The following is a 23,263-nucleotide window of genomic DNA, read 5'->3' on the forward strand; positions in this document are numbered from 1 at the left end:
ACAATTGTGTTTTGTAATGGCAGTAAGGATGCAGCTACGGGTTTCTATTTTAGAACTAATCGTTTTATTAGAACTTCAGGCATCTAAAGTAACTTGGTCCGCCGAATGGTTGGCGGCATAATTAACAGATGAATTATTGAGGGCGAAAAAATGCGTCTCCGCACGGCGTTACTTGCAACCACACTAATGGCAGCGGCTCCTGCGGCCGCATCTGCCACCACCATTACCGGACCTTACGTCAACGTTGGTGGCGGCTACAACCTGGTCCAGAGCCAGCATGCTCACATCTCCGGCTTTGCCGGTGGCGCATCAAGCGATGAGAACGTCAGTTCTTCACGCTACCGCCACCAGAACGGCTTCACCGGTTTTGGTGCATTTGGCTGGGGCTTCGGCAACGGTCTCCGCGCTGAAGTAGAAGGTGTTTACAACTACTCAGAAATCAATCACCGCACGGCATCTGTTGCTAACAAAACACGCAGCAGTGACCAGTCTTACGGTGGTTTCGTTAATGTTCTTTACGACATTGACCTGAAACAGTTTGGCCTTGATGTGCCTGTTACACCATTTGTTGGTGTTGGTGCCGGCTACCTGTGGCAGCACTACAACCCGACAGATTCTTACTTCTCTAACAAAAACACAAGCCGTCTTGGCGGCACAAACGGTGGCTTTGCTTACCAGGGCATCATCGGTGCAGCTTATGACACCGGCATTCCTGGCCTGCAGGTTACAACTGAATACCGTATGATTGGCCAGCCTGGCTCATTCGTTGATGGAGCTTTCTCTTCATCAGCTAATTATGCCAACGGCAGCACAGGTCGCGGTCACGTTAACTTTGACCAGCGCTTCAATCATCAGTTTATCCTGAGCCTGCGTTACGCTTTCGACACAGCTCCACCAGCACCACCAGCTGTTGCTCCTGTTCCGGCAGTTCCAGTACACGCACCAGCTCGTTCTTACCTGGTGTTCTTCGACTGGGATAAAGCAACACTCAGCGCACGCGCTCGTCAGATCGTAGCTGAAGCTGCACAGGCTTCAACACACGTTCAGACAACACGCATCGAAGTTAACGGCTACACCGATAACTCAGCAGCACACCCTGGCCCACGTGGTGAAAAATACAACCTGGGTCTTTCTGTTCGTCGTGCAGACAGCGTAAAAGCTGAACTGATCCGCGATGGCGTTCCTGCTGCTGCAATCGACGTTCATGGTTATGGTGAAGCTCACCCACTGGTCCCAACAGGCCCAGATACACGTGAGCCTCAGAACCGTCGTGTGGAAATCATCCTCCACTAATACGACTGGTCTTTATGACAAAGAAAAGAGGTGTCTCACGACACCTCTTTTTTTTTGCTATCCTTCTTCTGTGTTCACACAGGGGCGTAAAATATAGTGTCTGAAAAGCTTACAATTTTCCTTTCCCGATTCACTACAGCGGAAAATACCGCAATGGTGATAAGGCTTTTCAAATTTGGAAGTATCGGCTGCCTGGGCTTTATATGGGATTCTGCAACCGTTTATGGTCTGCGCCCTTTTACTGGCCTGACAGCTGCCACTCTTATTGCATATTTTGTCGCGGCCACCCTTAACTGGCTGCTCAATCGCCTCTGGACATTCAGAGAAGTCGAATCCTTTGACCATCCGCTCCGTCAGTGGGCTCGTTTTCTTGTCGCAAACAGCCTTGGTTTTCTGCTTAATCGCAGTACGGTTTATACGCTCTTTTACTTCTTCCCTCTGTGCAGGGATTATCCGGTTATTGCGCTGGCAGCCGGCTCCCTCGCTGGCCTCATCGCCAATTTTAACCTGAGCGAAAAAATCGTTTTTCGAAAAACCATATCCTCTGCTCCATCTCCGGATCAGACGAGTAACGTACAATCAGAGCCGGAAAAAACATCTCCCACCAAAGATGCTGCATGATGCATTTACCACGCTGAATAACACCGCCTCTTTCAGTAAAGAGCGGAGTGCGCTACATAGAACGATGGGTTAAGGAAGTTTCTTTGTTTTCCTGCCTGGCCGTGACTGGTGTTTTATGGATTTTTTCTGCAAAGAATACCGCTTAACACTCTCATGTGCCCAACCAGTTTCAGGACCGTCTGCCTCAAGCCATGCTAACAACAAACGATATCCGCACTACATTTCTGGATTACTTTGCCGGAACAGGGCACCAGATTGTCCCCTCTTCTTCGCTGGTACCACGTAATGACCCTACTCTGCTGTTTACCAATGCAGGCATGGTTCAGTTTAAAAATGTCTTCACCAGACAGGAAACACGACCTTACTCACGTGCAACAACAGCGCAGAAGGTTGTAAGAGCGGGCGGCAAGCATAACGATCTCGATAATGTTGGCTATACAGCCCGTCATCATACCTTTTTTGAAATGATGGGGAACTTCTCGTTTGGAGATTATTTCAAACCTGAAGCAATTGAGCTTGCCTGGACACTGGTAACAAAAAATTTCGGCCTGCCCAAAGAAAAGCTGCTCGTCACAGTTTATGCTGAAGACGAAGAGGCTGCCAGCCTCTGGCGCAAAATTGCAGGACTTGATGACAGCCGTATTATCCGCATCCCTACAGCTGACAATTTCTGGCGTATGGGTGATGTCGGCCCGTGCGGTCCGTGCTCTGAGATTTTCTACGATCATGGCCCTGACGTTTTTGGTGGCCCTCCTGGCTCTCCCGACGAAGATGGTGACCGGTTTGTAGAAATCTGGAACCTCGTCTTCATGCAGTATTTTGAAGATCCGCCAGGCACACGCTCACCATTACCAAGCCCGTCTATTGATACAGGCCTGGGGCTTGAACGCTTTGCGGCTATTTTGCAGGGCAAGCGCGACAACTACGATACAGATATTTTCCAGGCGCTGATCCATGCATCATCTGAGCTGACACATCAGGCCGCAGATGGCGCTTTCAAAGCCAGTCATCGTGTTGTAGCTGATCACCTGCGTTCATCAGCCTTTCTGATCGCTGATGGTGTGCTGCCCGCCAAAGATGGTCGTGGCTATGTCCTTCGCCGCATCATGCGCCGCGCTATGCGTCACCTGCATATGATGGGTACGAAGGACCCTTCATTCCACAAGCTGCTCCCTGTTCTGCTCCAGCAGATGGGTCAGGCTTACCCTGAACTCACACACAGCGAGAGCCTGATCCGCGAAACTATGCGTGGTGAAGAAGAGCGCTTTAAGGCTATGCTTGACCGTGGTCTGGCTCTTCTGACGGAAGAAACTGATAAGCTGCCTTCCGGCGCACCCCTGCCAGGTGATGTGGCCTTCCGTCTTTATGACACTTTTGGCTTTCCCCTCGACCTGACACAGGATGCCCTGCGCAGCAGCGGTCATACCGTTGATGTCAGTGGCTTTGATGCTGCTATGGCTGTGCAGCGTGAGCGTGCCCGTGCCTCCTGGGTTGGCTCAGGCGATACCGCGCTTGAAACGATCTGGTTTGAAGCACGGGATAAGTTCGGCTCATCCGAGTTCCTTGGTTACTCTACCCGTCAGGCAGATGGTGAAGTGCAGGCCGTAGTTTCAGGCAACGCCTTCGTCAAAGAAGCCTCGGCCGGTGACGAAGTTGCTGTTCTGCTCAATCAGACTCCGTTCTATGGCGAAAGTGGTGGTCAGGTTGGTGACACCGGCACACTGACAGGCAAAGACCTGCAAATTGCCATCACCGGCACGCAGAAAAAAGCTGGTGATCTGATCGTTCATTACGGCACCATCATTAAAGGTACGCTGCGCCCGGGTACGGCTGTGACAGCAACGGTTGATCATGAACGCCGCTCAGCTATCAGCGCTCACCATTCAGCAACCCACCTGCTTCATGAAGCGCTGCGCCGTATTCTTGGTACGCATGTGACACAAAAAGGCAGCCTGAACGGGCCAGACCGCCTGCGTTTTGACATCAGCCAGCCCCGCCCTGTCACAGCTGAAGAGCTTGCGCAGGTCGAAGCTGAGGTAAACCGCCTGATCAGAGAAAACTCACAGGTCGTTACCCGTTCAATGACACCGGATGAAGCGGTTGCCGAAGGTGCAATGGCTCTGTTTGGTGAAAAATATGGCGATGAAGTACGCGTAGTTTCTATGGGCGCATCTGACGGCAGCAAAGCCGCATGGTCTGTTGAGCTGTGTGGTGGCACGCATGTTAACCGCACCGGTGACATAGGGCTGTTCCACATTACGTCAGAAAGCGGTGTATCTGCCGGTATCCGCCGTATTGAAGCTCTGGCTGGTAAAGCCGCTGAAGACTTCTCTCTCGCAAACGAGCAGCGCCTGCAGCAGATGGCCGGCATGATGAAGGTCAGTGTATCTGATGCGCCTGAACGCCTGGCAACTTTGCTTGAAGAACGTCGCATTATGGAGAAGCAGATTTCGCAGCTCCAGCGCCAGCTGGCCGCGGGTAATGCGGTTTCAGCCGGAACGGAAACGGTAGCTGGTGTACGTCTTGCCGTTCGTAATGTTGGTGATACCGCCCCCCGCGAGCTCAAGGGACTTGCTGAAACCATTCTCAAACAGGGTGAAACGGATGTCGTCGTTCTGATTTCTACCGCCGGAGGCAAGGGCAGTGTCGTTGCAGCTGTAGCAGCCGACAAGACCGAGGAGCTTGATGCGGTAGCTCTTGTAAAAGCTGCAAGCATTGCCATGGGCGGCAAAGGTGGTGGCGGACGGCGCGATATGGCTCAGGCCGGCGGCCCGGATGCTGACGCTGCTGATGCTGCATTTGAAGCTGTTCGTCAGATTCTGTCTGAAAAGAACTAAGAGCACCATTTGCCAGCGGGAAACTATATTGCTTTTTTTTACCCACTGGCGTTCTTAAGCCCTTGCTTTATTTTATGCCGACAAGGAAAAACGTCATGTCTCTGATTGCTTCCATCCTGAAAGTGATGGCTCCCCCTCACCCTGAGGCACGACCTTTTCTTCTCGCGTCTGGCGCGACGACACTCGTGAGCCGTTTTCTGAGCCGTAAAATTTCTAACCGCCATCTGAAAACGACAGCAAAGTTGCTGGGTACCACCAGTGCACTGTTTTTCGGCTTTTGCCTGTATTTCTTCCGTGATCCTAAGCGGCACACACCCGCACGCAACGATGTTGCCGTTGCCCCGGCTGACGGACGTATTGTATCGATTGAAAAAATTGCACCACCGGCTGAACTCAACATGGGCACAGCACCGGTATGGCGCATTGCAACCTTTCTGTCAGTGCTCGACGTGCATGTGAATCGTGTCCCTGCGGCCGGCACTGTAACCTGCATTGCCTATCACCCAGGCCAGTTTCTCAACGCCAGCCTTGACAAAGCTTCAGACCTGAATGAACGCAATGCCATGAGTCTGCGCCTTCCCGATGGCCGTATGCTGGCAGTTGTACAGATTGCAGGCCTTATTGCACGTCGTATCGTCTGCAGTGTTTCTGAAGGGATGCAGGTTGAAGCCGGAGAGCGCTTCGGGCTTATTCGCTTTGGTTCGCGCACAGACCTATACCTGCCACCCGGTGTAGAGCCTCTGGTATCTGTTGGTCAGACAATGATCGGCGGCGAAACTGTTATGGCGCGCCTTTAGGAAGAATGAGTGTGCCGGGGTTTTTAATGCTGCGTTTTATGACCAGAGGTTTGTCCCGCTCGCCTGAAGAACAAACCATTCGGCATAATGACCGATAATGCGAACACAGCGGGCATAACGGAGCGAGAAATGCATAAAGATGATTTTGAGGCAGAGCCTCAGTTTCGAGCAAAAAAACCCCCGGCAAGACGGTTAAAACGCCGTGTTCGTAAAAAAATGACCGGCATTTCCTTTAACCGTCTTATCCCTAATCTTCTGACTATGCTGGGTTTGTGTGCCGGGCTGACCGGCATGCATTTTGCAACCAACGGAGATTTTCAGCACGCTGTCATCTCTCTGCTGATCGCTGCTTTTCTTGACGGGCTCGACGGGCGCATTGCCCGTATGCTGGGCGGGTCAACACGGTTTGGTGCCGAATTTGACAGTCTTTCAGATTTTGTATGCTTTGGCGTGACCCCCGCTTTTATTCTTTATTTCTGGGCCCTGAAAGATGGAGGATATAACGCTTTTCTCCCCTGTCTTTTCTTTATCGTCTGCATGGCACTGCGTCTGGCACGCTTTAACTCTATGCTTGATGATGAAAACACAAAACCAAAATATACGAGCGGGTTTTTTACCGGTGTCCCGGCTCCTGCCGGAGCATTTATTGTTTTATTTCCACTTCTTACAGGCCTGGAAGCGGAAAGATTGAATCTTCACGGGCTGCTGAATATCTCCCGTAACCCTTATGTTGTCTCTGCAACATTAATTGCTATCGCGCTGCTTCTGGTATCCACTTTACCGGTCTGGTCATTTAAAAACTTCAAAGTCCCTAAATATTATGCACTCCCCATCATGCTTGGTACGGGTATTTTTGCTGTTTTAATGGTCGCTAACACGTGGGCAACACTGGCAGCAGGTGATCTGATGTATCTGTCACTGATACCCATGAGCTTAGCCAGCTACAAACGCCTTAAACATGAAGCCGAAAATCTGCATATCACTTCAGAGGAAGATGATCTGCTCTCAGAGTGATGCTTCAGCCTCAGACTGACTAAAAAGCGAACACAGGCCATCAAGAACAGCCTGTGGCGGCGGCGGGCACCCGGGGATGGTCAGATCAATCTGTACTTTGCGCTGCACCCCCCCCATAACAGCATAATTTTCTGTAAAAAAACCGCCATCAAAAGCGCAGTCACCAACACAGATCAGCCCCTTAGGCAGAGGCATGCTTTTCCAGGCGGCCTCAATAACCGGTGCCATGGCTCGTGTCAGTGCACCGGTTATCAGCAAAACATCAGCACCCTGAGGCGCCTTTACAAAACCAAAACCAGCACCACGCATATCACAGGCTCCGGCAGCCAGGGCCTCCAGCTCCATACCGCAGCCACCGCACCCTCCTGTATCCACATGAAAAAGGAGCAGCGGCCAGCGTGGGCCGGCAGGTTTAAAACGTGTCCCGCCGCCTGTAAAACAGGCATCAAAAACTGCACGCATCAAACTCATACTATCAGGCCTTTTTGTTTAACCATCATACGCGGCAGCATTTACACCTAAAGAGGCACGCCCCAGTTCAAGGTCTGAAATATCCTGACCAGACAAAGCCGCCTCAAAAACCATCAGCGCCGCAGCGGCAGGGTCTCTGACATACACCCGTTCAACCCGTCCGCTACGCAGGGTAACCCAGTAGAGCACCATACCCCATGGGCCTTCTGAAACACCGATACCCTCACTGTCTGTAACAGAAAGCTCAGTCCGCCCTCCGGCAGTCAGACCAAGGCGGGGGCCAAGGTCACGTAACATCCGCAGGCTTTCGCCTGTTTCTGCGACCATCACAGCAACACGGTCCTCAGCACATCCGCCTTCGCGTCCGGTTGTAAAACGCCATACTCCGTCATAGGCCCATAAAAGACGCCTGAAATCTCCCTCTCCGCCAGCCGCGCGCAGAACAGGACCATCAACACCAAAACGATCACACATACTGCGATCAACACATAAAATGTCAGACAAACGTGCGGAAAGACCGGGGTAGTTGCGCCACAATGCCGCCAGAGAAGGATAAAACTCCTCACCAAGCTCAGAGAGATGGCGACATAACTCTCCGGCCTCAGCAGCCTGCTGCAGGCTGACGCCGCCTGGTACAATATGATCCATCAGCAGGCGTGAGCCCAGAACAGGAGTTGCAACAGCGAGCAGCTTTTCGCGAAACATCATACACTGAGAGGCAACAAGTGACGCACCCGCATGACGGGCTATAGCGGCAAGCGCGAACAAATGATGCGTAATACGCTCAAACTCAAGCAACACAACGCGCAGCAGCTCAACTTCTTCTTCAACACTCTGCCCGCAGGCCGCCTCTACCGCCTGACAAAAAGCAAGTTGATGCGAGACAGAAGAGCCTGCTGCGACACGCCCGCTTAAACGGCATGCCTCCTCTATACGCGACATATGCCAGCGCTGTGCAAGACCACGATGCGCATAACCATTAACTGCTTCGGCACGGCGTATCTGCCCGCCATTATCTGTCGCCAGAGCAATATAAACCGGCGTTTCAAGGCCGCCTGTTGCAGGGCCTGATGATGCCTGTACCCCACCGGCCTGCATAATCTCATCCGAGGGCTGAAACACTAAATGTCTTTCTGGCGATTTTTCAGACGTGTCTGTAGTACCGCTCAGCGGCCCCCTGACAGGCCATAACCCATGATCAACCAGGGGACGCTCATCCTGGCACCACATCGCTTCGGCACCATAGAGATCAAAAATCATCCGCTCATAATATGCTGAAACAGGACGCGCAGATGACAGAGCAGGATAACGATTATTTTCTAATAACAGGCTGGCTGCCAGAGGCTGCATATCAGGCTGCATAAAGAGCGCATGAACATACGTGCCATCGCACCACAGGCCGGTAAAAGACAAAGGATGCTCTTTAAGGCTTTCTATCAGGTCCCGCCATAACATCTCTCCCAGCACATAACGCCACGATGTTTCTGTCACAGTACCTGACTGAATATAACTTACAGGATCCATCAGAAAACCCCCAGCATCATAGCCAAAGGCACCATAAAACCCGTTGCAACCAGCACAACACAGGCGACACGCCCTGCACTGTCATGTGGCCAGAAAGAAAGGTCTCCCGAATTTTTAGGAAACACACGTAAAATCACACCCAGAATACCGCCTATTGTCAGTATAGTCAGCATCCATGACATGTCGCTGAGCACAGAAAATAAGAGCAGGCAGCCAACAAACGGTGCTCCGGGTGGCTGGCAGGCCAGGGCACGGGCCGCCCATGCGTACTTAGCCATTTCAGTTCCCCCGGCCAGGCACCATCCACACAAAAATAAAAGAGCGGCGACATCAGCTCTGGCACCCACCGCAATAAAAGCCAACGCGAGTGGAAAAGAGTAAAAACGATACCACTTATCGTCACCACGTGTACTGACAGCCGTAAACCAGAGAGAAACAAGCCCTGCTATAATCAGTGTTGTGTGAAAGGCATCCCCTCCTGCTGCACGAAAATGTAAAGACAGAAGGATGACAGCCCCCACAAAGGGACGAAAGAAAGCGAGATCGACATTCTCTGCCCAGATCATGCTGAATGGCACCAGTCCGGCAAGAACAATGCTGCCACAGGCAAGCATAATGCCTGCCTCGGTTTTTCCTGACGGCAGTAAAAGTCCGGCCAGGACAAGAAACAGACCAACCGCCATGCTACGCAAAATACGCCAGCCCACCATGGCTTTGCCCGCAGCATGGCCAATAACGAACACCCCGTAAACAAGGGATAAGCCAAGCAGACCAAGCCCCACAACCGGCTCTGGTGTAATACATGCCAGGTCCGCGAGTCCGACAGAAACATAAGGCAGGCTGCGCAATAAACGTGTCTGAAAACTCTTTTGCTCCAGCACGGTCATCAACAGGCCAAAGGCCAGCATAACACGCCCTGCCCTCTGCACGGGGTCATCGTCCCACCCTGAGGCAACAGTACCGGGATTAAGAAACACTACGACAGAGAGAAGGCAGGCTATACCTGCTGCCCACAAAGAAAGCCGGCGATTCTGTGCTTTTCCGGTCATAGCAACGAGAACAGCACCCAGAAAGGGCCAGACAAACGAAAGGGCTGCAAAAAAAAGAGAAGCCGTCATCAGGAAGCAGGTCCCCTATCTGACGCACCAGAGCGCTGAGGCACATAGTCAGGGTGTGGTGCACCAGCGGCATGATCCAGCGCATCACCATCATCCTGCTGACTGCGTTGCCATTTTTTATTTTTACGCTCCTGACGTACAGGAGCACGAACGACATGCACGCGCGGCATCACCCGGTGCACACAGGCTCCACCCAGTATAGCAATGCAACAGCCGATCAGTGCGGTAACCGCAAATGCCGTCACCTGCCTGTACATCACGGCAGATAACAAAACACCCTCTGCACAGGTAAGAAGACCGGCCCACTGCCAGACCATCGTCTGGCGGACACTCACTGTGACTAACCCTGCCATAACAACACATATACCTGCGGGAAAAACCGTACCATCGGGGTATAAATTCATCAGCATGAGCAAAATCATCACACCAGGAAGTAAAAAAGGTGCTGCGATCACCTTACTTTCTCTCACCTCGTCATACTGATAGAAATTAAGAAACAAAACAGGGCCGACACCCAGTATTACAGCAAAGGCAGCCCCTGCCTCCTGCAGCGGTGTCAGGCCATCAATAAGCATGGCAACGGCCGTCATGATGCCCAGAGCCGGCAGAAAAGCTATGCTGCGCGCTGCAACACAAAGAGCAAGGAACGGAACGATTACAGCGGCCAGTGTCATGGCGCAAACCCTCCTTCTTCCTCGTTGTACCATGATGTTTTATGCGAAGGCGGCGTGCCTTTCTCGTTTTTATCAGATACCGGAAGGAAAAGAGGCGTTGCTATCTGCCAGGCGACCAGCCCTGCCAGAAAAACAGATAAAAAACGTACACGCCCGCGCTTTATCACCGACAAAAGAACAAGCCGGATCAGCACCAGAAAAAACATCGCACAGACCAGTTTAAGGACCCAGCCTCCGGTACCGTAAAAACAATTTACCATCCATGCTGTGGCACCCTCCTCAGGGAGCGGCAAAGCCAGCACCCCCGACCAGACAATATCACCGGCGAGCGTTATCCAGCACAACTGAAGAATGTCATGAGTCCAGAGCCATAATCCCCGGTCTGCGCCAGAAAGAGGACACTGAGCCTCATCTGCGACACTTCCACCCTGCCCGAGAGCACCGAGGAATATAGCAGCCCCGGCCAGCACAAAAGGTGCTCCTTCCCCTGAAGGAGAATAGGCTCTTGTGTGAATAAGAAAATTGCTGAGGTCCTGACCGCCGGTCATCAGCAATATTGGCGTAAGCGCGGGTAAAAGCAGTATATCGCTGACACCGCTCAGATATCCGTCTGAAGCAGACTGCCCCGCCTGAATCATTACAGGGAGCATCAGCAACACAGACACCAGCACAAGCAATGCACAGATGAGCAGCAAACCAGGAGCAGGAAAGCCGGGAGGACTTAAAGAAAAAACAGGCACCATGCCACAGACAGCGATGGCAAGAACAAAAGCAACCCGCGTTACAATGCACCCGACCTGCTGACCCGGAGCCATGATACCAGGGCGCTTTAACTGATGCCTTATATTCTGCCACCTGCCACCGGGCCAGTAACGCAGCTGCCCTGTTATTCTGCCAGCCAGCAGATCAACAAACCCGCGAAAATAAGGGGCCGCATACATCATCAGAATAATCTGAAAAAATAACGCGATTACAATAAGCAGATACCATTGCCATGTCAGGATCAGCGGGGGAGAAAACGACGTCATTATCCTGCAAATAATCCTAAAAACAGCCCGGCACCAAGAAACAGTAAAACAAGAACACCACTCTGTGCTTCACACACCGCGCAAAATCTAAGGACAAACTGCCATAACGGACTGACTGCCGCGACACATTTCTGCCAGCCGGTATGAACCGAAACTTTGTATGTCTGCCATCCCAGAAAAGTATCAACCTGAGCATTAAACTGTCTGTCAGAAGGGACAGGAGAGATGGAATTCAGCTCCTTTTTTTCTGCCTGTATGAAGGGTGCCCCCTGCTGCCAGAAAGAAGCCTGAAACTGCGCCTGAGGGAGAGGGGATATTTTAAAAAGTGTACTGAACATCTGAAGGCAGCCAGCACACAGTAACAAAGCCATTACACAATAAAGAGGGGTGTAACTTTCAGATGAACTGATAAACCAGACTGTAATGCTTTTTGACCACAGGAATGGACGTTCAAAAGTACCGGCGAGAAGATTATCTGCAAAGGCAAGCCACCCTCCCGGAAAGAATGCAACGACAGCAGCCGCTGCGACACAAACCAGTGCGGGCAGCAAAGTAAAAATACTCTGCGCTGTATCTTTATCTTCCTGTGCGGAACGAGAACGCACAACGGCAAGAACCAGGCGCAGCAAAGCCAGAATATTAATGACCATAACACAGGAGGTTATTACGGTAAGCACAATCACTGCCAGCGCCTGTAACGGAGGTACTGCCCGGGCAGCCTGCTCAGCTGCACCAATAAAACACCATAAGACTGAAAAACTGCCCAGCGGCGGCAGGCCAGACAGAAAAAGCAAAGCGCATGCCATAATGCCCTGGGCGTAGCGTCCTTTTAGACGGGAGGGTAAAATCAGCGAGCTGGCGCCCTCTTCCTGCTCCGGAGATGCGTCTTTTGTGTCCTGACAGAGCCATAAAAGGACAAGAGCTGATAAAAAAGGTGCTCCTGCCGCCAGCAGAGCTGCTGTTCTGAACTGCTCTCCGCCCTCAAGTGTCGTGCCAAATGCCAGCACAAGAATAACGACCAGCAGGCCAAAACCTGATGTGACCAGACCCGACATCAGCTGACCGGCAGAAGACGAACGACGTAAAGCCTGCATGCTGCCAGATAAAGCGACGCCACAGCCGCAACAAAGCAGAAAAAACTGACAAACCGAAGGTAACACACCTGCTTCAGTGAGTAATCGCCCGAGCAGAAACAAACCTGTCGCGCCGGGCAGCAGGGCAGAAGGACCAGTTTGTACAGATGTCGCCTTGCCCAGCAGCAGGACCATAACACACAAGGCCGGCGTAAAAAGAAGGCTGTCAACAGGCACTGTAGCCGGCACCACGGCCACAGGCAGACAAAGACCAATCCACCCTTTTCTCACCAGAAGAATCAAAGCTGTGCCCACAAGGAGGCCAAAAATAAGCGGCGAAAGCGCAAGGAAGGCAAAACCACTCAGCACACAGGCAACACCATAACGCCCCGAGCCACTGACCCCTCCGGCAAAAGACAGCAGTACCATCATAGGTAAAACCGGGCCATCCATGCCAAAAACCGGGCACCAGCTCAGCTCACCTTCAATACGCAGCACTGTACCGACCGCAGACAAAAGACCGGTCAGCACCCAGAATGCGACCAGTATTTCAGCACGCCACGGCTCTGCCCGCCCAAACCTCGCTGCCGGCAGAACCGTAACGATACCGCAACCGGCCAGGCAGATCAGAAGGCCACAAAGAAAAAATGAAACCGGAATGGTCTTACCCCCGAAACATATCTGACAAGAAACCACACCATATGCGGGACAGAGGACCCGAATAACCTTAAACCTGCAGGTGAGATCTTTTTTTTAACTCTCCTGCAGAGACGCAGAGTATACCGAAACCATCACCTTATAAAAGAACGTAAAAAAGCCGGCCGGTGACTTATATACCGCCGCCACCGCCGTTGCCAGACCGGAAGAGGTAATGTGAGAGGAGCATTGATATTTTTCACAACCTCAATAACGCACAGGCTACCCAGACCAGGTACGAACATTTTACCTGCAATATCGCTCACAAAATTAATATGAGCGTTTTTACACTCCCAGGTCAGGGGGAGAAAAAACATCTTCTCCTGGCGCTCTGCTTTCAGGCAGGCAAGATCGAGTAAACGCTTTATCGTATAAGATGAAAAAGCCAGTTCTCTGGCAAACGGGGTGTGCTTCAGACGGCTGCGCCCCGTCAGAGCTGCGGGGAAAATTAAAATCATACGCCCGTCATCCCGCAAAACCTGGGCGGCCTCCCGCAATAGCCTGACAGCCTGGCGTTGCGTCTGAAAAGCATGCATCAGGACAACACGGTCAAAACTTTCGCTTTGAAACGGTAAAACACCTGCTTCGCCAACAAGCGTATGCACCATGCTGTCACGCAGACCCGCCCCTCCACGCTTCACACCATCATAATGCGGCAAAACAACTGAAACAGGATTCATCTGCAGCCCCGGCCAGGCGCGCAGGCAAGGGGAAGCATAGCCCACTCCAAGCACTTTCTGCCCGGCAGTCAGATCCGGCCAGAAAACTCTGACCTGACGATGCAACAGCGACATACATCTCTGGCCGGTCCCGGTTGCATAAAAATCAGACAACGCTGAAAAAGTGACGTTTTGCATAGTTCATGTCTATCATGATCCTTTGATCCTGTGACACTACAGATCATATAGTCTTTTACGACTTACGCTATACAGGAGCCCCCGCAATGTCTCTTTCAGTGCACCCCATCCCTGTCATGTCAGACAACTATGTCTGGGTTTTAACCGACACAAAAACTGGCATAACAGCCATTGTTGACCCGGGAGTCGCAGAACCGGTTGAAAAAGCACTTGATGCTGCAAACCTTAAACCTGACCTGATTTTGCTTACACATCACCACCCTGACCATACAGATGGCACAGAGGCCCTGAGAAAGCGCTACAATGCAAAAGTCGCAGGGGCTGCTAACGATGCCAGCCGCCTGCCAAAGCTTGATATTGCATTGCGTGAGGGTGACACAGTAGCCGTAGGTGACTCTGTTGCGAAGGTGCTGGATGTACCGGGACACACAATCGGGCATATCGCTTTTTATTTTGACGGTGCTCCTCCTGCTCTTTTCTGCGGTGACACACTCTTTAGCATGGGCTGTGGCCGCCTTTTTGAGGGTACGCCGGCACAGATGTTTGACTCTCTGAGCAAATTTAACAGTCTGCCTGACGAGACCCGTGTTTATTGTGGCCATGAATATACACTGAGCAACGCGGCTTTTGCGCATCATACAAACCCCGACAACAAAGCTCTGCAGGCTCGCATTGAAGAGGTAAAGAAGCTGCGGGCTGAAAATCTGCCAACCCTGCCAACAACACTTGGCACAGAACGGGCTACCAACCCCTTTCTGCTGGCAAAAGATGTAGCCACCTTTACAAAATGGCGTCAGGAAAAAGATAACTTCTAAACAACCTCTCTTAATGAGAAACAGTTGTATCAGCCTGCCTGCCCTGCATCAGCCCTTCGGCGGCATGCAGGGCAGAAAGCAGAGAGCCGGCACTGTAACCGGCAAACACAATCTCACTGTGACGAACGGGAACAAACAGCGTCACAGAGCACGGCTGTGTTTTCTCATTACGAGATAAAACGGCATCAAGCTTTGTCATAATTTCCTGTTGCTGCTCCGGCACTATATTATCATGCCTCAGCTGCTCAAAAAACGGTCGGAAACTCGTCAGTGTCAGCCAGCTGTCACCACTCAGCCCTTCATGCTCAAGCACAAAGAGTTTTGCAGCCCAGGTCATATGCAGACCCTGCCAGTCTGCCTCAGCCTGAGGAATAAAAATATCAGGTAAAGCCTGGGCCGCCGTTACCGGCTCAGAACCAGAATGGCCTTCTTTCTGCTCTGCCACATCACCGGTACTGCGTAACAAACGCTGCCAGCTTTGTCGGCGCTCAGATAAAGGACCGGGAAGTGTCACAACGACAGAAACATTAGTTAACACGTGGCGACCGGGCGCGATGTTAAGCTTCTGCGCAGTGATGTGCAAACCCGCTATCCGCTTATCAGCCTCAGCCTTTGGGTTAATAAGCATACGCCCTTTTACCTGGCGCAGTGACAGAGCATGTTGCGCCAGTACACCCTGCCGGGAGGAAAGCGTGATAAAATCTGCAGAAAACGCTATATCCTGAGCAGAAAGAGGAAATACCCCCCGCAACGGAAGCAAAAGCTCAACAGGAGCACCTGCCATTTGCCAGACATCGCTCTGCTTTGAGGATAAAGACAGCCCCAGCTTTTCTCCGCCTTCAAGCCTCAGAACAGCTGAAAAAGGATGAAAAGGTGAAAAACCCAGCCGGACGTTCTCAGCAAAAAAAAGTGCTTTCTCCGAGCATCTTACCGAAGCACCTGAAAGCTGCACTGAAGGATTAAAAAAAATACCGGGGTAGCTTGTCTGCTTTGTCGCTCTGAGCGTACACCCGCTTTGCTGCTGAAAGGCGACAAGCTGGCGCTTTAAATAAAACTGACCAGACAAACTTAATATAAAATCCGCCATACCGCATAACAGGATGCCGCACAGCGCGAGCACAACAGAGCGATATAAAATCTTTCTGCGCGTTTTAAGCCCTGTCATGCCGTCATAACCAATACATCAGGGAGAAAATGTCTCCTCCATATCTCTCCAGGCCTGCTGAATGTCAGAAATCATCACTTTACCAGGGGCAGGCTGCACTGGCTTGCCAATGACCACATATAAATCCCCTGATTTTTTCAGAAAAGCATTCCGCCCCCAGAACACACCGGAGTTTGTGGCTACAGGAATAACCGATTGTTTTGTATGGTTTGCCATAGCCGTAATACCAGGCTTGAGCGGCACCCTCTCCCCCGGAGCTGTTCTTGTTCCTTCAGGGAAAATAATCACCTGTTTGCCAACATCCATCGCCTTGCTGGTTTCCTGCAACAAAACACGTAAAGCCCTGGTCCCGGCAGAACGGTTAATGGGCATCATGCCGGCGAGAATAAGCATTGGCCCGACAAGAGGTATTTTGCGCAGTTCCCCTTTCATGACGTAACAGGGCCTGGAAACAAGTAACATCCAGATAAGAGTGTCAAACGCTGACTGATGCTGAGAGGCAATCAGCAAAGGGCCTTCAGCCGGCAGATTTTCCCGCCCGACAATATGAACTTTAACCCCGCATACAGACTGAAAAAGCGCAAGCACCAGTCGCGACCACAGCTTTGCATATGGTAACGCATAGCCCCGCGCAAACCAGCGCACAGAAAATGCCCCCACACCCATGAGCATTGTCAAAGAAAAGGAGGCGACATTAAAAATAACAGAACGGATAATAGCTACAATCACAACAATATCTCTTTAAAAGCGGTCCGTGAGCCCGCTCAAAAATCAGCCCGTGGCTCTCTCCATGCTCTTAAAAGCTTACCTGTTGCAAGTCATTATAACATTAAAATAAGAAAAACTCTCCTTCTCTCTGGCCTGCGCGGAGTTCGGGATGTATAAAAATCCACCTTATCTCAAGAGGATTAGAGAACCACGATGAGCGACTTTAAAGTAAAAGACATTTCTCTGGCTGAATGGGGCCGCAAGGAAATTTCCATTGCAGAAGGCGAAATGCCAGGCCTGATGGCGCTCCGTGAAGAGTATGGCAAAAGCCAGCCTCTTAAAGGAGCACGCATTGCAGGCTGCCTGCACATGACCATTCAGACTGCTGTTCTGATGGAAACCCTGGTAGCTCTCGGTGCGACTGTGCGCTGGTCTTCATGCAACATCTTCTCCACCCAGGATCACGCAGCGGCAGCTATGGCCGCAGCTGGCATTCCGGTTTTTGCATGGAAAGGCCTTAGCGAAGAAGAATTCGTATGGTGTATCGAGCAGACGGTTAAAGGCCCTGATGGCTGGACCCCGAACATGATTCTCGATGACGGCGGTGACCTGACCGTGCTGATGCACGACAAATACCCTGAGCTGCTCGCCGATGTTAAAGGACTTTCTGAAGAAACAACAACAGGTGTGCACCGCCTGTGGAAAATGCAGAAAACCGGTGAACTCAAAGTTCCTGCAATCAATGTTAACGACAGCGTAACCAAGTCAAAATTCGACAATCTTTATGGCTGCCGCGAAAGCCTGGTCGATGCGATCCGCCGTGGTACTGACGTGATGATGGCTGGTAAAATTGCTGTCGTTGCCGGTTATGGTGATGTTGGCAAAGGCTCTGCTGCCTCTCTGCGTAACGCAGGCTGCCGCGTGCTGGTAACCGAGGCTGACCCGATCTGCGCCCTGCAGGCCGCTATGGAAGGCTATGAAGTTGTTACCATGGAAAACGCTGCATCACGTGGCGATATTTTCGTGACAGCTACCGGCAATGTTGACGTCATTACCCTTGAGCACATGCGCGCCATGAAAAACCGCGCCATTGTGTGCAACATCGGTCACTTTGACTCTGAAATTCAGATCGAAGCCCTGCGTAACTTCACGTGGGACAATATCAAACCACAGGTTGATGAAGTTGTTTTCCCTGATGGTAAACGTCTGATCGTCCTTTCAGAAGGCCGCCTGGTAAACCTTGGCAACGCAACAGGTCACCCCTCTTTCGTGATGTCTGCGTCTTTCACCAACCAGACTCTGGCACAGATCGAACTGTGGACTGCTCCGGCTGGCAAATACGAAGCCAAAGTTTACACCCTGCCTAAAAAGCTCGACGAAAAAGTTGCTGCTCTGCACCTTGCTAAAGTTGGAGCACAGCTCACACAACTCAGCCAGGCACAGGCTGATTATATTGACGTACCGGTTCATGGTCCGTTCAAAAGCGAAGAATATCGCTACTAAGAGCATACAGACTAAACGGATCACAACCTGCGGGTTGTGATCTGCTCTGTTTTTTCTCTTCACACAGGAGATTCTCTGATGAGTATTTTCGGCTCAATTCTCTCAGCTATTTTCCATCACGCTAAAGCAGCGACACCTGATGCGCCGGCAGCAGCCGGGAGTGCACCTGCACAGACAGGCGCTGCATCTGCCACGGCACCCGCAGCTGCCGCACCGGTAGATGTCAATGCTGTGCTAAATGCGCTGGCAGAAAAGAACCCCCAGAAGCTCAACTGGCAGGAATCTATTGTCGATCTGCTTAAGCTGCTTGATCTGGACAGCTCTCTCGATGCCCGCAAAAAGCTGGCTGGCGAACTTGGCTTTACCGGGGACACCAACGATTCAGCCTCTATGAACGTCTGGCTGATTAAAGCTGTGCGTCAGAAACTGGCTGAAAACGACGGTAAGCTGCCTGCAAGCCTCTGATACTCTGCTAAACATTCTACAGAGTATACAGATATCATTATGCCTGATTGCTAAGGCCATCAGGCATAATGACAGCCACTAATATTTTTACGCTACCTTTGCAGCCTCAGCCTAACGAAACAGGCATACTTCATATTACTGGCAATGCTGGAATAGCGCCAATAAACGTCATTAATAATCGAATAGCTTTACCATTATAAAGCTAAACGCTCTCAGCAACCCATTTTCGTTTTTTAGTCGCCTGACCAATGCCCGGGTTGAGACAATTGCACGGATCAAGCGTGCGATAATGCGCCAGCATTTCATCTGGTGCCTGGTACAAATGTCCTACATTATGCTCAGCAGGGTAGCGCGCACCACGCGCATCAAGACCAGGCAACATGCTGTGTTCCACGGCCATGACATCATAGCCTTTTTTCACAACATAATCCTGATGCATCACATGGCACAGAAAATGACCATAATAGAGCTTAACAATCAGCTTTTCTTCAATTTCGGCTGGCAGCTTTTCAAACCAGTCCTGGTCATTACGACGCAGAGCTACGTCGAGAGCCACAATATTTTCAGCCTCCCGGTGATGCACCGCACGATAGCGCACCGCTGCACCGGCAGCCGCAAAACGATGCAGAAAAGCACGCTTACCTTCGTCTGTCGTGCACTCAAAAAATGAGCCACTGGCCTTGCTGAAATACTCCTGCAAATAAACTCTTACAGCAGGCATCAGCTTCTCTGAAACTTTAAGCATCAGATGATGTTCAAAGCGATTTCTGTACTCAAGCATCCTTTTAGGCAACTGGCCTGGTAAAAATTTACTGGCAAATTGTAAAAAACGGTCACTGGGGCTGTCAGGTAAAAAGCGGAATTTTTTAACAAAGCCATCAAAGTGCAATTTCCAGGCAAAAAACCGGGGCAAAAATCCTGTGCCCAGATAGCGAATGACTGCAAATGTATCTTTGCCGTATTTCTCAGCAATATCAAATGCATCCCGGTGCATATATTCACCAGCAACCGGCAGCTCATCAAAGCCTGTCAGTAAATGACGCCTCAGATCTTCAAGCTCCTGCGTGTCATTTGTCCCAATATAAAAAACATGGGAACGTTTCTCAGCAGGGAATGTGTCCAGTCTGACAGCGAACACCACAAGCTTACCGGCACAACCGGCAGCTTCATGCCAGCGTGCAGGATCAGCATTATACCGTGCCGGAGTGTCTGCATCCACGTCACGAACATGCTGAATATAGCGGTCATCATGCCCACGGGCTGCATCCCACGTGACATCAGCATCACTAAAATCACCGTTTTGCACCCGTGTCAGAACAGCCTCCGGGTCATCCCCCAGGTTAATACCCAGGTGGTTAACCAGACGCAGCTGTCCGTCTTCCCCAACCTGGCCAAAAATAGCCATTTCCGTATAAGCCGGGCCACGCTGTACCAAAGCACCGCCTGAGTTATTACTTACACCACCAAGAACGGATGCCCCGATGCAGGATGAACCAATAACTGAATGAGGCTCACGCCCCAGCGGAGCCAGTTTATTTTCAAGCTCATACAATGTAGAGCCTGGCAGGCAGACAACCTGGCGCCCCTCACCGATGAGGTGAATACCTGTAAGCCGCAAAGTGCTGATCAGCACAATCTCACGGTCGTAATTATCGCCATCAGGTGTTGAGCCACCGGTCAGACCAGTATTAGCTGCCTGCATAATAATAATTTTATCAGCCTGCACAGCAGCCTGAGCAACCCGCCAGAGCTCTGTAAGGGTACCCGGCCTTACAACCGCGAGCACCTGACCTGACCCAAAACGAAACCCATGCCGGAACTGATACGTGTCAGCATCTCCACTCAGCACATGCTCTTTACCAACAATCGCTTTAAGACCAGATACAAGCGCGTGATCTGGCTGAGATTGTACATGCGCCATGGGATATTAGTCTCCTGAATGTTTGTTATTTTTTATCTAATGTTAAGCTATTTGAAAATAGCAAAGAGAAGCTACACACAAAACCATTTTATCTAATAATATCTGCAGGTAATATTAAAATTCACCTGATCATATTATGTTGTTTCTGAACAGACTGAGCCACCTTACTCGGATGAGCCGCTTTCAGCGCATCCGTTGAATCAACCACAACGAGAAGAGACCCTGCTAAAGGCGACTGATTACGATCTTTGCGCAGCAAGGCACTAAAACGCCTGTCAATTGCGGCAGCACGCTCATATTCAGCATCAATCAGACCATGTTTATCAATGAAAATATTTAATGCTGCAGGGATGCGCACACATCCTTCTGACGCGGTATGCCCCAGGCGCGGCTCAAGATAAACAGGGTCAGTCGCATGCATCTCAAGGCGAATTTGCCCTTTCTCACGTGAGGGCAGCCAGCCTTTTTCAGCCCACTGCCAGCCAAAGTCCCACACGCGCATGTCTTTGACACCGTTCCCTTTGATACCATGCTCGTTTTTCGTACCTAAAGCCCTGTAGCCCAGAATATCTGATGTATTCGCAAAAACACCTGTCGGGGTAATATAGTAATATTTACGACCAGTTGTACCACTTGATATTTTGGTCACGCCGATAACCTGCCAGTCCTCAGCATCGCCAGGAAGTGCTGCAATAAGTGCAAGGCGCTGGACCCCGGGGTTACGGTCTACAACAACCAGCACCTGCGGACGTGTCAGCGGATGGTCTGCTGAATGCTCTGCCAGTTCTTTCTGTGCAAGGCTGATCCAGAGCGCTTTCTTCTCGGCTGAAATATTTTTTTCACCGCCAACCTCTTTATTAAAAGCGAGAGTAAGGCGATGCACTTCTGCTGGCACATCCTCAACAGCAAGTGTCGGATAATCCGGCATAGCTGGCACTTCAGGAAGAGTTTCACTACCGGCCGTATGCTGGTCAGAGGTTATTTTATCTGCCGGAGCTGGACTGGTTTGTTCCGACTGAGGTGTTTCACTACCAGAAACGAGAGGAGAGACAGCCCGCTCCTGCGCATGCGCCAGGAGCGGAACAGGAAACACCATGCATGCCAGAATAAAAATTTTTGCTCTGTGCAAATCAAACTCTCCGGTCACTGACGACGGAAAGTTCTGGTGCTCCCTTCGTCAAAAATTTTAAATATTCAGAGAACGGCCATCTGCACCCAGAGCCGCTTCTTTCACTGCTTCACTCAATGTCGGGTGTGCATGGCAAACGCGCCCGATGTCTTCAGCAGAAGCACCAAACTCTATAGCCATTGTTGCTTCTGCAATCAGCTCACCGGCAGAAGGGCCAATAATATGCACACCAAGAACACGATCTGTTTTTTTACAGGCGAGAACTTTCACAAACCCATCAGTCATACCCAAAGCACGCGCACGACCATTTGCAAGGAAAGGGAACTTACCTGTTTTATACTCTACACCTTTTTCCTTTAGTGCTTCTTCTGTAAATCCAACAGCAGCAACTTCAGGCCATGTATAAATAACGCCTGGAATGGCATCATAATTTACATGACCAGCCTGACCTGCCAGCAATTCTGCCAGAGCCACGCCTTCTTCTTCTGCTTTATGTGCCAGCATCGGACCAGCAATAACATCACCAATCGCATAAATACCGGGAACACTGGTAGAAAAATGTGCATCCGTGACAATACGGCCACGCTTATCCAGTTCAATACCGGCTTCTTCCAGCCCCATATTTTTGCTGGCAGCAGTACGGCCAACAGCAACCAGAACAACATCTGCCTCAATCGTTTCAGCAGCGCCACCGGCAGCAGGCTCAACAGTCAGCACAACACCTGACTTTGTTTTTTCTGCTTTGGTTACCTTATGACCCAGTTTCATTTTAAAGCCCTGTTTTACCAGGAGTTTCTGAAACTGAGATGCCACTTCGCTATCAATACCCGGAACCAGATGGTTCATGAACTCAACGACTGTAACATCTGCACCCAGACGATTCCAGACACTGCCCAGCTCAAGACCGATAACGCCACCACCAATCACGACAAGCCGTTTAGGCACTGAAGACAGCTCAAGCGCGCCTGTTGACGTAACAATAACTTTTTCGTCAATCTCGATGCCTGGCAGGTTCGCACTATCACTGCCTGAAGCAATGATGATGTGCTTTGCTGTAACCGGCTTGCCATCAACAGTAATGCGACCCGTACCTTCAACCTTACCGTGACCTTTAAGCCAGGTAATGCCATTTTTCTTGAAAAGGAACTCAACACCTTTGGTATTGGCTGTCACAATCTCGCTTTTACGAGCCTGCATTTTAGCAAGGTCAAGACCAACTTTTTCAAGCACAACACCATGAGCTGCAAAATCATGTGCCGCGGCATGATAATTTTCAGATGACTGCAGCAATGCCTTTGAAGGGATACAGCCAACATTAAGGCAGGTACCACCAAGGGTTGCGCGTTTTTCTACACAGGCGACCTTAAAGCCAAGCTGTGCTGCCCGAATTGCGCATACATACCCACCCGGGCCTGAACCAATAACAATGACATCATAATCAACGTTTTCAGCTTCAGCAGGTGCAGCCGCTTTTACTTCCGGGGCTGAGGCAGCCGCCTTTGCCGGAGCTGGCGCAGAGGCCGCTTTAGCAGGAGCAGCACCACCGGCTTTACC

Annotated in this window: 20 protein-coding genes; 8 read left to right on the plus strand and 12 right to left on the minus strand. The window is 51.0% G+C overall.

The features are described from left to right. The first annotated feature begins 150 nt into the window (after positions 1 to 150). From HK11_RS06285 to HK11_RS06305, 5 genes are all read left to right on the plus strand, one after another. Positions 151 to 1,293 carry an OmpA family protein gene (locus HK11_RS06285; protein WP_086554475.1) on the plus strand — a complete coding sequence of 381 codons (1,143 nt, stop codon included), beginning with the start codon at positions 151 to 153 and terminating at the stop codon, positions 1,291 to 1,293. 153 nt (positions 1,294 to 1,446) lie between these two features. Continuing rightward, positions 1,447 to 1,914 carry a GtrA family protein gene (locus HK11_RS06290; RefSeq protein ID WP_086554476.1) on the plus strand — a complete coding sequence of 156 codons (468 nt, stop codon included), beginning with the start codon at positions 1,447 to 1,449 and terminating at the stop codon, positions 1,912 to 1,914. A 191-nt stretch (positions 1,915 to 2,105) separates the two neighbouring features. Then, complete coding sequence (gene alaS, locus HK11_RS06295; RefSeq protein WP_086554477.1) at positions 2,106 to 4,751, plus strand: alanine--tRNA ligase; 2,646 nt, start codon at positions 2,106 to 2,108, stop codon at positions 4,749 to 4,751. A 95-nt stretch (positions 4,752 to 4,846) separates the two neighbouring features. Then, a complete protein-coding gene (locus HK11_RS06300; protein WP_086554478.1) occupies positions 4,847 to 5,548 on the plus strand; it encodes a phosphatidylserine decarboxylase in 702 nt (233 codons plus the stop codon). Between the two features lie 129 nt (positions 5,549 to 5,677). Continuing rightward, entirely contained in the window at positions 5,678 to 6,562 is an 885-nt protein-coding gene (locus HK11_RS06305; RefSeq protein WP_086554479.1) for a phosphatidylcholine/phosphatidylserine synthase, read from the plus strand. Here HK11_RS06305 and HK11_RS06310 read toward each other — a convergent pair. The 7 genes from HK11_RS06310 to HK11_RS06340 form a co-directional block, all read right to left on the minus strand. Beyond that, positions 6,554 to 7,033 carry an NADH-quinone oxidoreductase subunit B family protein gene (locus HK11_RS06310; protein ID WP_086554480.1) on the minus strand — a complete coding sequence of 160 codons (480 nt, stop codon included), beginning with the start codon at positions 7,031 to 7,033 and terminating at the stop codon, positions 6,554 to 6,556. The genes HK11_RS06305 and HK11_RS06310 overlap by 9 nt on opposite strands. A gap of 18 nt (positions 7,034 to 7,051) precedes the next feature. Beyond that, a complete protein-coding gene (locus HK11_RS06315; RefSeq protein ID WP_086554481.1) occupies positions 7,052 to 8,557 on the minus strand; it encodes an NADH-quinone oxidoreductase subunit D in 1,506 nt (501 codons plus the stop codon). Continuing rightward, positions 8,557 to 9,675: a hypothetical protein gene (locus HK11_RS06320; protein WP_086554482.1), complete on the minus strand. Its 1,119-nt coding sequence runs from the start codon at positions 9,673 to 9,675 to the stop codon at positions 8,557 to 8,559. The genes HK11_RS06315 and HK11_RS06320 overlap by 1 nt, the downstream gene beginning before the upstream one ends. Then, on the minus strand, positions 9,675 to 10,349 hold the full coding sequence (locus HK11_RS06325; protein ID WP_233133345.1) for a hypothetical protein: 675 nt from the start codon (positions 10,347 to 10,349) through the stop codon (positions 9,675 to 9,677). The genes HK11_RS06320 and HK11_RS06325 overlap by 1 nt, the downstream gene beginning before the upstream one ends. Then, entirely contained in the window at positions 10,346 to 11,377 is a 1,032-nt protein-coding gene (locus HK11_RS06330) for a hypothetical protein (protein WP_086554483.1), read from the minus strand. The genes HK11_RS06325 and HK11_RS06330 overlap by 4 nt, the downstream gene beginning before the upstream one ends. Further along, positions 11,377 to 13,146, minus strand: coding sequence for a hypothetical protein (locus tag HK11_RS06335; protein WP_086554484.1), 1,770 nt, complete (start codon positions 13,144 to 13,146; stop codon positions 11,377 to 11,379). The genes HK11_RS06330 and HK11_RS06335 overlap by 1 nt, the downstream gene beginning before the upstream one ends. 95 nt (positions 13,147 to 13,241) lie before the next feature. Beyond that, positions 13,242 to 13,940: a class I SAM-dependent methyltransferase gene (locus tag HK11_RS06340; RefSeq protein WP_158092789.1), complete on the minus strand. Its 699-nt coding sequence runs from the start codon at positions 13,938 to 13,940 to the stop codon at positions 13,242 to 13,244. 149 nt (positions 13,941 to 14,089) lie between these two features. Here HK11_RS06340 and gloB point away from each other — a divergent pair, with 149 nt between their 5' ends. Continuing rightward, complete coding sequence (gene gloB, locus HK11_RS06345) at positions 14,090 to 14,818, plus strand: hydroxyacylglutathione hydrolase (protein ID WP_086554486.1); 729 nt, start codon at positions 14,090 to 14,092, stop codon at positions 14,816 to 14,818. A 10-nt stretch (positions 14,819 to 14,828) separates the two neighbouring features. Here the strand turns inward: gloB and HK11_RS06350 are convergent, their stop codons facing one another. Together HK11_RS06350 and HK11_RS06355 are read right to left on the minus strand one after the other, a co-directional pair. Beyond that, positions 14,829 to 15,983 carry a DUF2125 domain-containing protein gene (locus HK11_RS06350; protein ID WP_086554487.1) on the minus strand — a complete coding sequence of 385 codons (1,155 nt, stop codon included), beginning with the start codon at positions 15,981 to 15,983 and terminating at the stop codon, positions 14,829 to 14,831. 18 nt (positions 15,984 to 16,001) lie between these two features. Beyond that, the gene (locus HK11_RS06355; RefSeq protein WP_086554520.1) at positions 16,002 to 16,655 is read right to left on the minus strand and encodes a 1-acyl-sn-glycerol-3-phosphate acyltransferase; all 654 of its coding nucleotides are present in this window, start codon (positions 16,653 to 16,655) and stop codon (positions 16,002 to 16,004) included. Between the two features lie 249 nt (positions 16,656 to 16,904). On the opposite strand from HK11_RS06355, the gene ahcY reads away from it, so the two are divergent. Together ahcY and HK11_RS06365 are read left to right on the plus strand one after the other, a co-directional pair. Then, positions 16,905 to 18,194: an adenosylhomocysteinase gene (gene ahcY / locus HK11_RS06360; RefSeq protein WP_086554488.1), complete on the plus strand. Its 1,290-nt coding sequence runs from the start codon at positions 16,905 to 16,907 to the stop codon at positions 18,192 to 18,194. Positions 18,195 to 18,272: 78 nt separating this feature from the next. Further along, entirely contained in the window at positions 18,273 to 18,659 is a 387-nt protein-coding gene (locus HK11_RS06365; RefSeq protein ID WP_086554489.1) for a DUF3597 domain-containing protein, read from the plus strand. Positions 18,660 to 18,861: 202 nt separating this feature from the next. On the opposite strand, the gene dld is transcribed toward HK11_RS06365, so the two are convergent. The 3 genes from dld to lpdA form a co-directional block, all read right to left on the minus strand. Beyond that, positions 18,862 to 20,580: a D-lactate dehydrogenase gene (dld, locus tag HK11_RS06370; RefSeq protein WP_086554490.1), complete on the minus strand. Its 1,719-nt coding sequence runs from the start codon at positions 20,578 to 20,580 to the stop codon at positions 18,862 to 18,864. A 121-nt stretch (positions 20,581 to 20,701) separates the two neighbouring features. Further along, positions 20,702 to 21,676 carry a L,D-transpeptidase gene (locus tag HK11_RS12565; protein WP_369822927.1) on the minus strand — a complete coding sequence of 325 codons (975 nt, stop codon included), beginning with the start codon at positions 21,674 to 21,676 and terminating at the stop codon, positions 20,702 to 20,704. A gap of 90 nt (positions 21,677 to 21,766) precedes the next feature. Continuing rightward, positions 21,767 to 23,263 (minus strand): dihydrolipoyl dehydrogenase (lpdA, locus tag HK11_RS06380; RefSeq protein ID WP_086554491.1); only part of this gene is annotated, 1,497 nt, incomplete at its 5' end.

Origin of the sequence: Acetobacter sp. DmW_043 (genome assembly GCF_002153485.1) — a bacterium.
Taxonomy (GTDB): domain Bacteria; phylum Pseudomonadota; class Alphaproteobacteria; order Acetobacterales; family Acetobacteraceae; genus Acetobacter; species Acetobacter thailandicus.

What these genes read in the sequence shown, in the direction of transcription:
- HK11_RS06285 (WP_086554475.1), top strand. Translation starts at nt 151, where the DNA reads ATGCGTCTCCGCACGGCGTTACTTGCAACCACACTAATGGCAGCGGCT.
- HK11_RS06290 (WP_086554476.1), top strand. Translation starts at nt 1,447, where the DNA reads ATGGTGATAAGGCTTTTCAAATTTGGAAGTATCGGCTGCCTGGGCTTT.
- alaS (WP_086554477.1), top strand. Translation starts at nt 2,106, where the DNA reads ATGCTAACAACAAACGATATCCGCACTACATTTCTGGATTACTTTGCC.
- HK11_RS06300 (WP_086554478.1), top strand. Translation starts at nt 4,847, where the DNA reads ATGTCTCTGATTGCTTCCATCCTGAAAGTGATGGCTCCCCCTCACCCT.
- HK11_RS06305 (WP_086554479.1), top strand. Translation starts at nt 5,678, where the DNA reads ATGCATAAAGATGATTTTGAGGCAGAGCCTCAGTTTCGAGCAAAAAAA.
- HK11_RS06310 (WP_086554480.1), bottom strand. Translation starts at nt 7,033, where the DNA reads ATGAGTTTGATGCGTGCAGTTTTTGATGCCTGTTTTACAGGCGGCGGG.
- HK11_RS06315 (WP_086554481.1), bottom strand. Translation starts at nt 8,557, where the DNA reads ATGGATCCTGTAAGTTATATTCAGTCAGGTACTGTGACAGAAACATCG.
- HK11_RS06320 (WP_086554482.1), bottom strand. Translation starts at nt 9,675, where the DNA reads ATGACGGCTTCTCTTTTTTTTGCAGCCCTTTCGTTTGTCTGGCCCTTT.
- HK11_RS06325 (WP_233133345.1), bottom strand. Translation starts at nt 10,349, where the DNA reads ATGACACTGGCCGCTGTAATCGTTCCGTTCCTTGCTCTTTGTGTTGCA.
- HK11_RS06330 (WP_086554483.1), bottom strand. Translation starts at nt 11,377, where the DNA reads ATGACGTCGTTTTCTCCCCCGCTGATCCTGACATGGCAATGGTATCTG.
- HK11_RS06340 (WP_158092789.1), bottom strand. Translation starts at nt 13,940, where the DNA reads ATGTCGCTGTTGCATCGTCAGGTCAGAGTTTTCTGGCCGGATCTGACT.
- gloB (WP_086554486.1), top strand. Translation starts at nt 14,090, where the DNA reads ATGTCTCTTTCAGTGCACCCCATCCCTGTCATGTCAGACAACTATGTC.
- HK11_RS06350 (WP_086554487.1), bottom strand. Translation starts at nt 15,983, where the DNA reads ATGACAGGGCTTAAAACGCGCAGAAAGATTTTATATCGCTCTGTTGTG.
- HK11_RS06355 (WP_086554520.1), bottom strand. Translation starts at nt 16,655, where the DNA reads ATGCTCATGGGTGTGGGGGCATTTTCTGTGCGCTGGTTTGCGCGGGGC.
- ahcY (WP_086554488.1), top strand. Translation starts at nt 16,905, where the DNA reads ATGAGCGACTTTAAAGTAAAAGACATTTCTCTGGCTGAATGGGGCCGC.
- HK11_RS06365 (WP_086554489.1), top strand. Translation starts at nt 18,273, where the DNA reads ATGAGTATTTTCGGCTCAATTCTCTCAGCTATTTTCCATCACGCTAAA.
- dld (WP_086554490.1), bottom strand. Translation starts at nt 20,580, where the DNA reads ATGGCGCATGTACAATCTCAGCCAGATCACGCGCTTGTATCTGGTCTT.
- HK11_RS12565 (WP_369822927.1), bottom strand. Translation starts at nt 21,676, where the DNA reads ATGGTGTTTCCTGTTCCGCTCCTGGCGCATGCGCAGGAGCGGGCTGTC.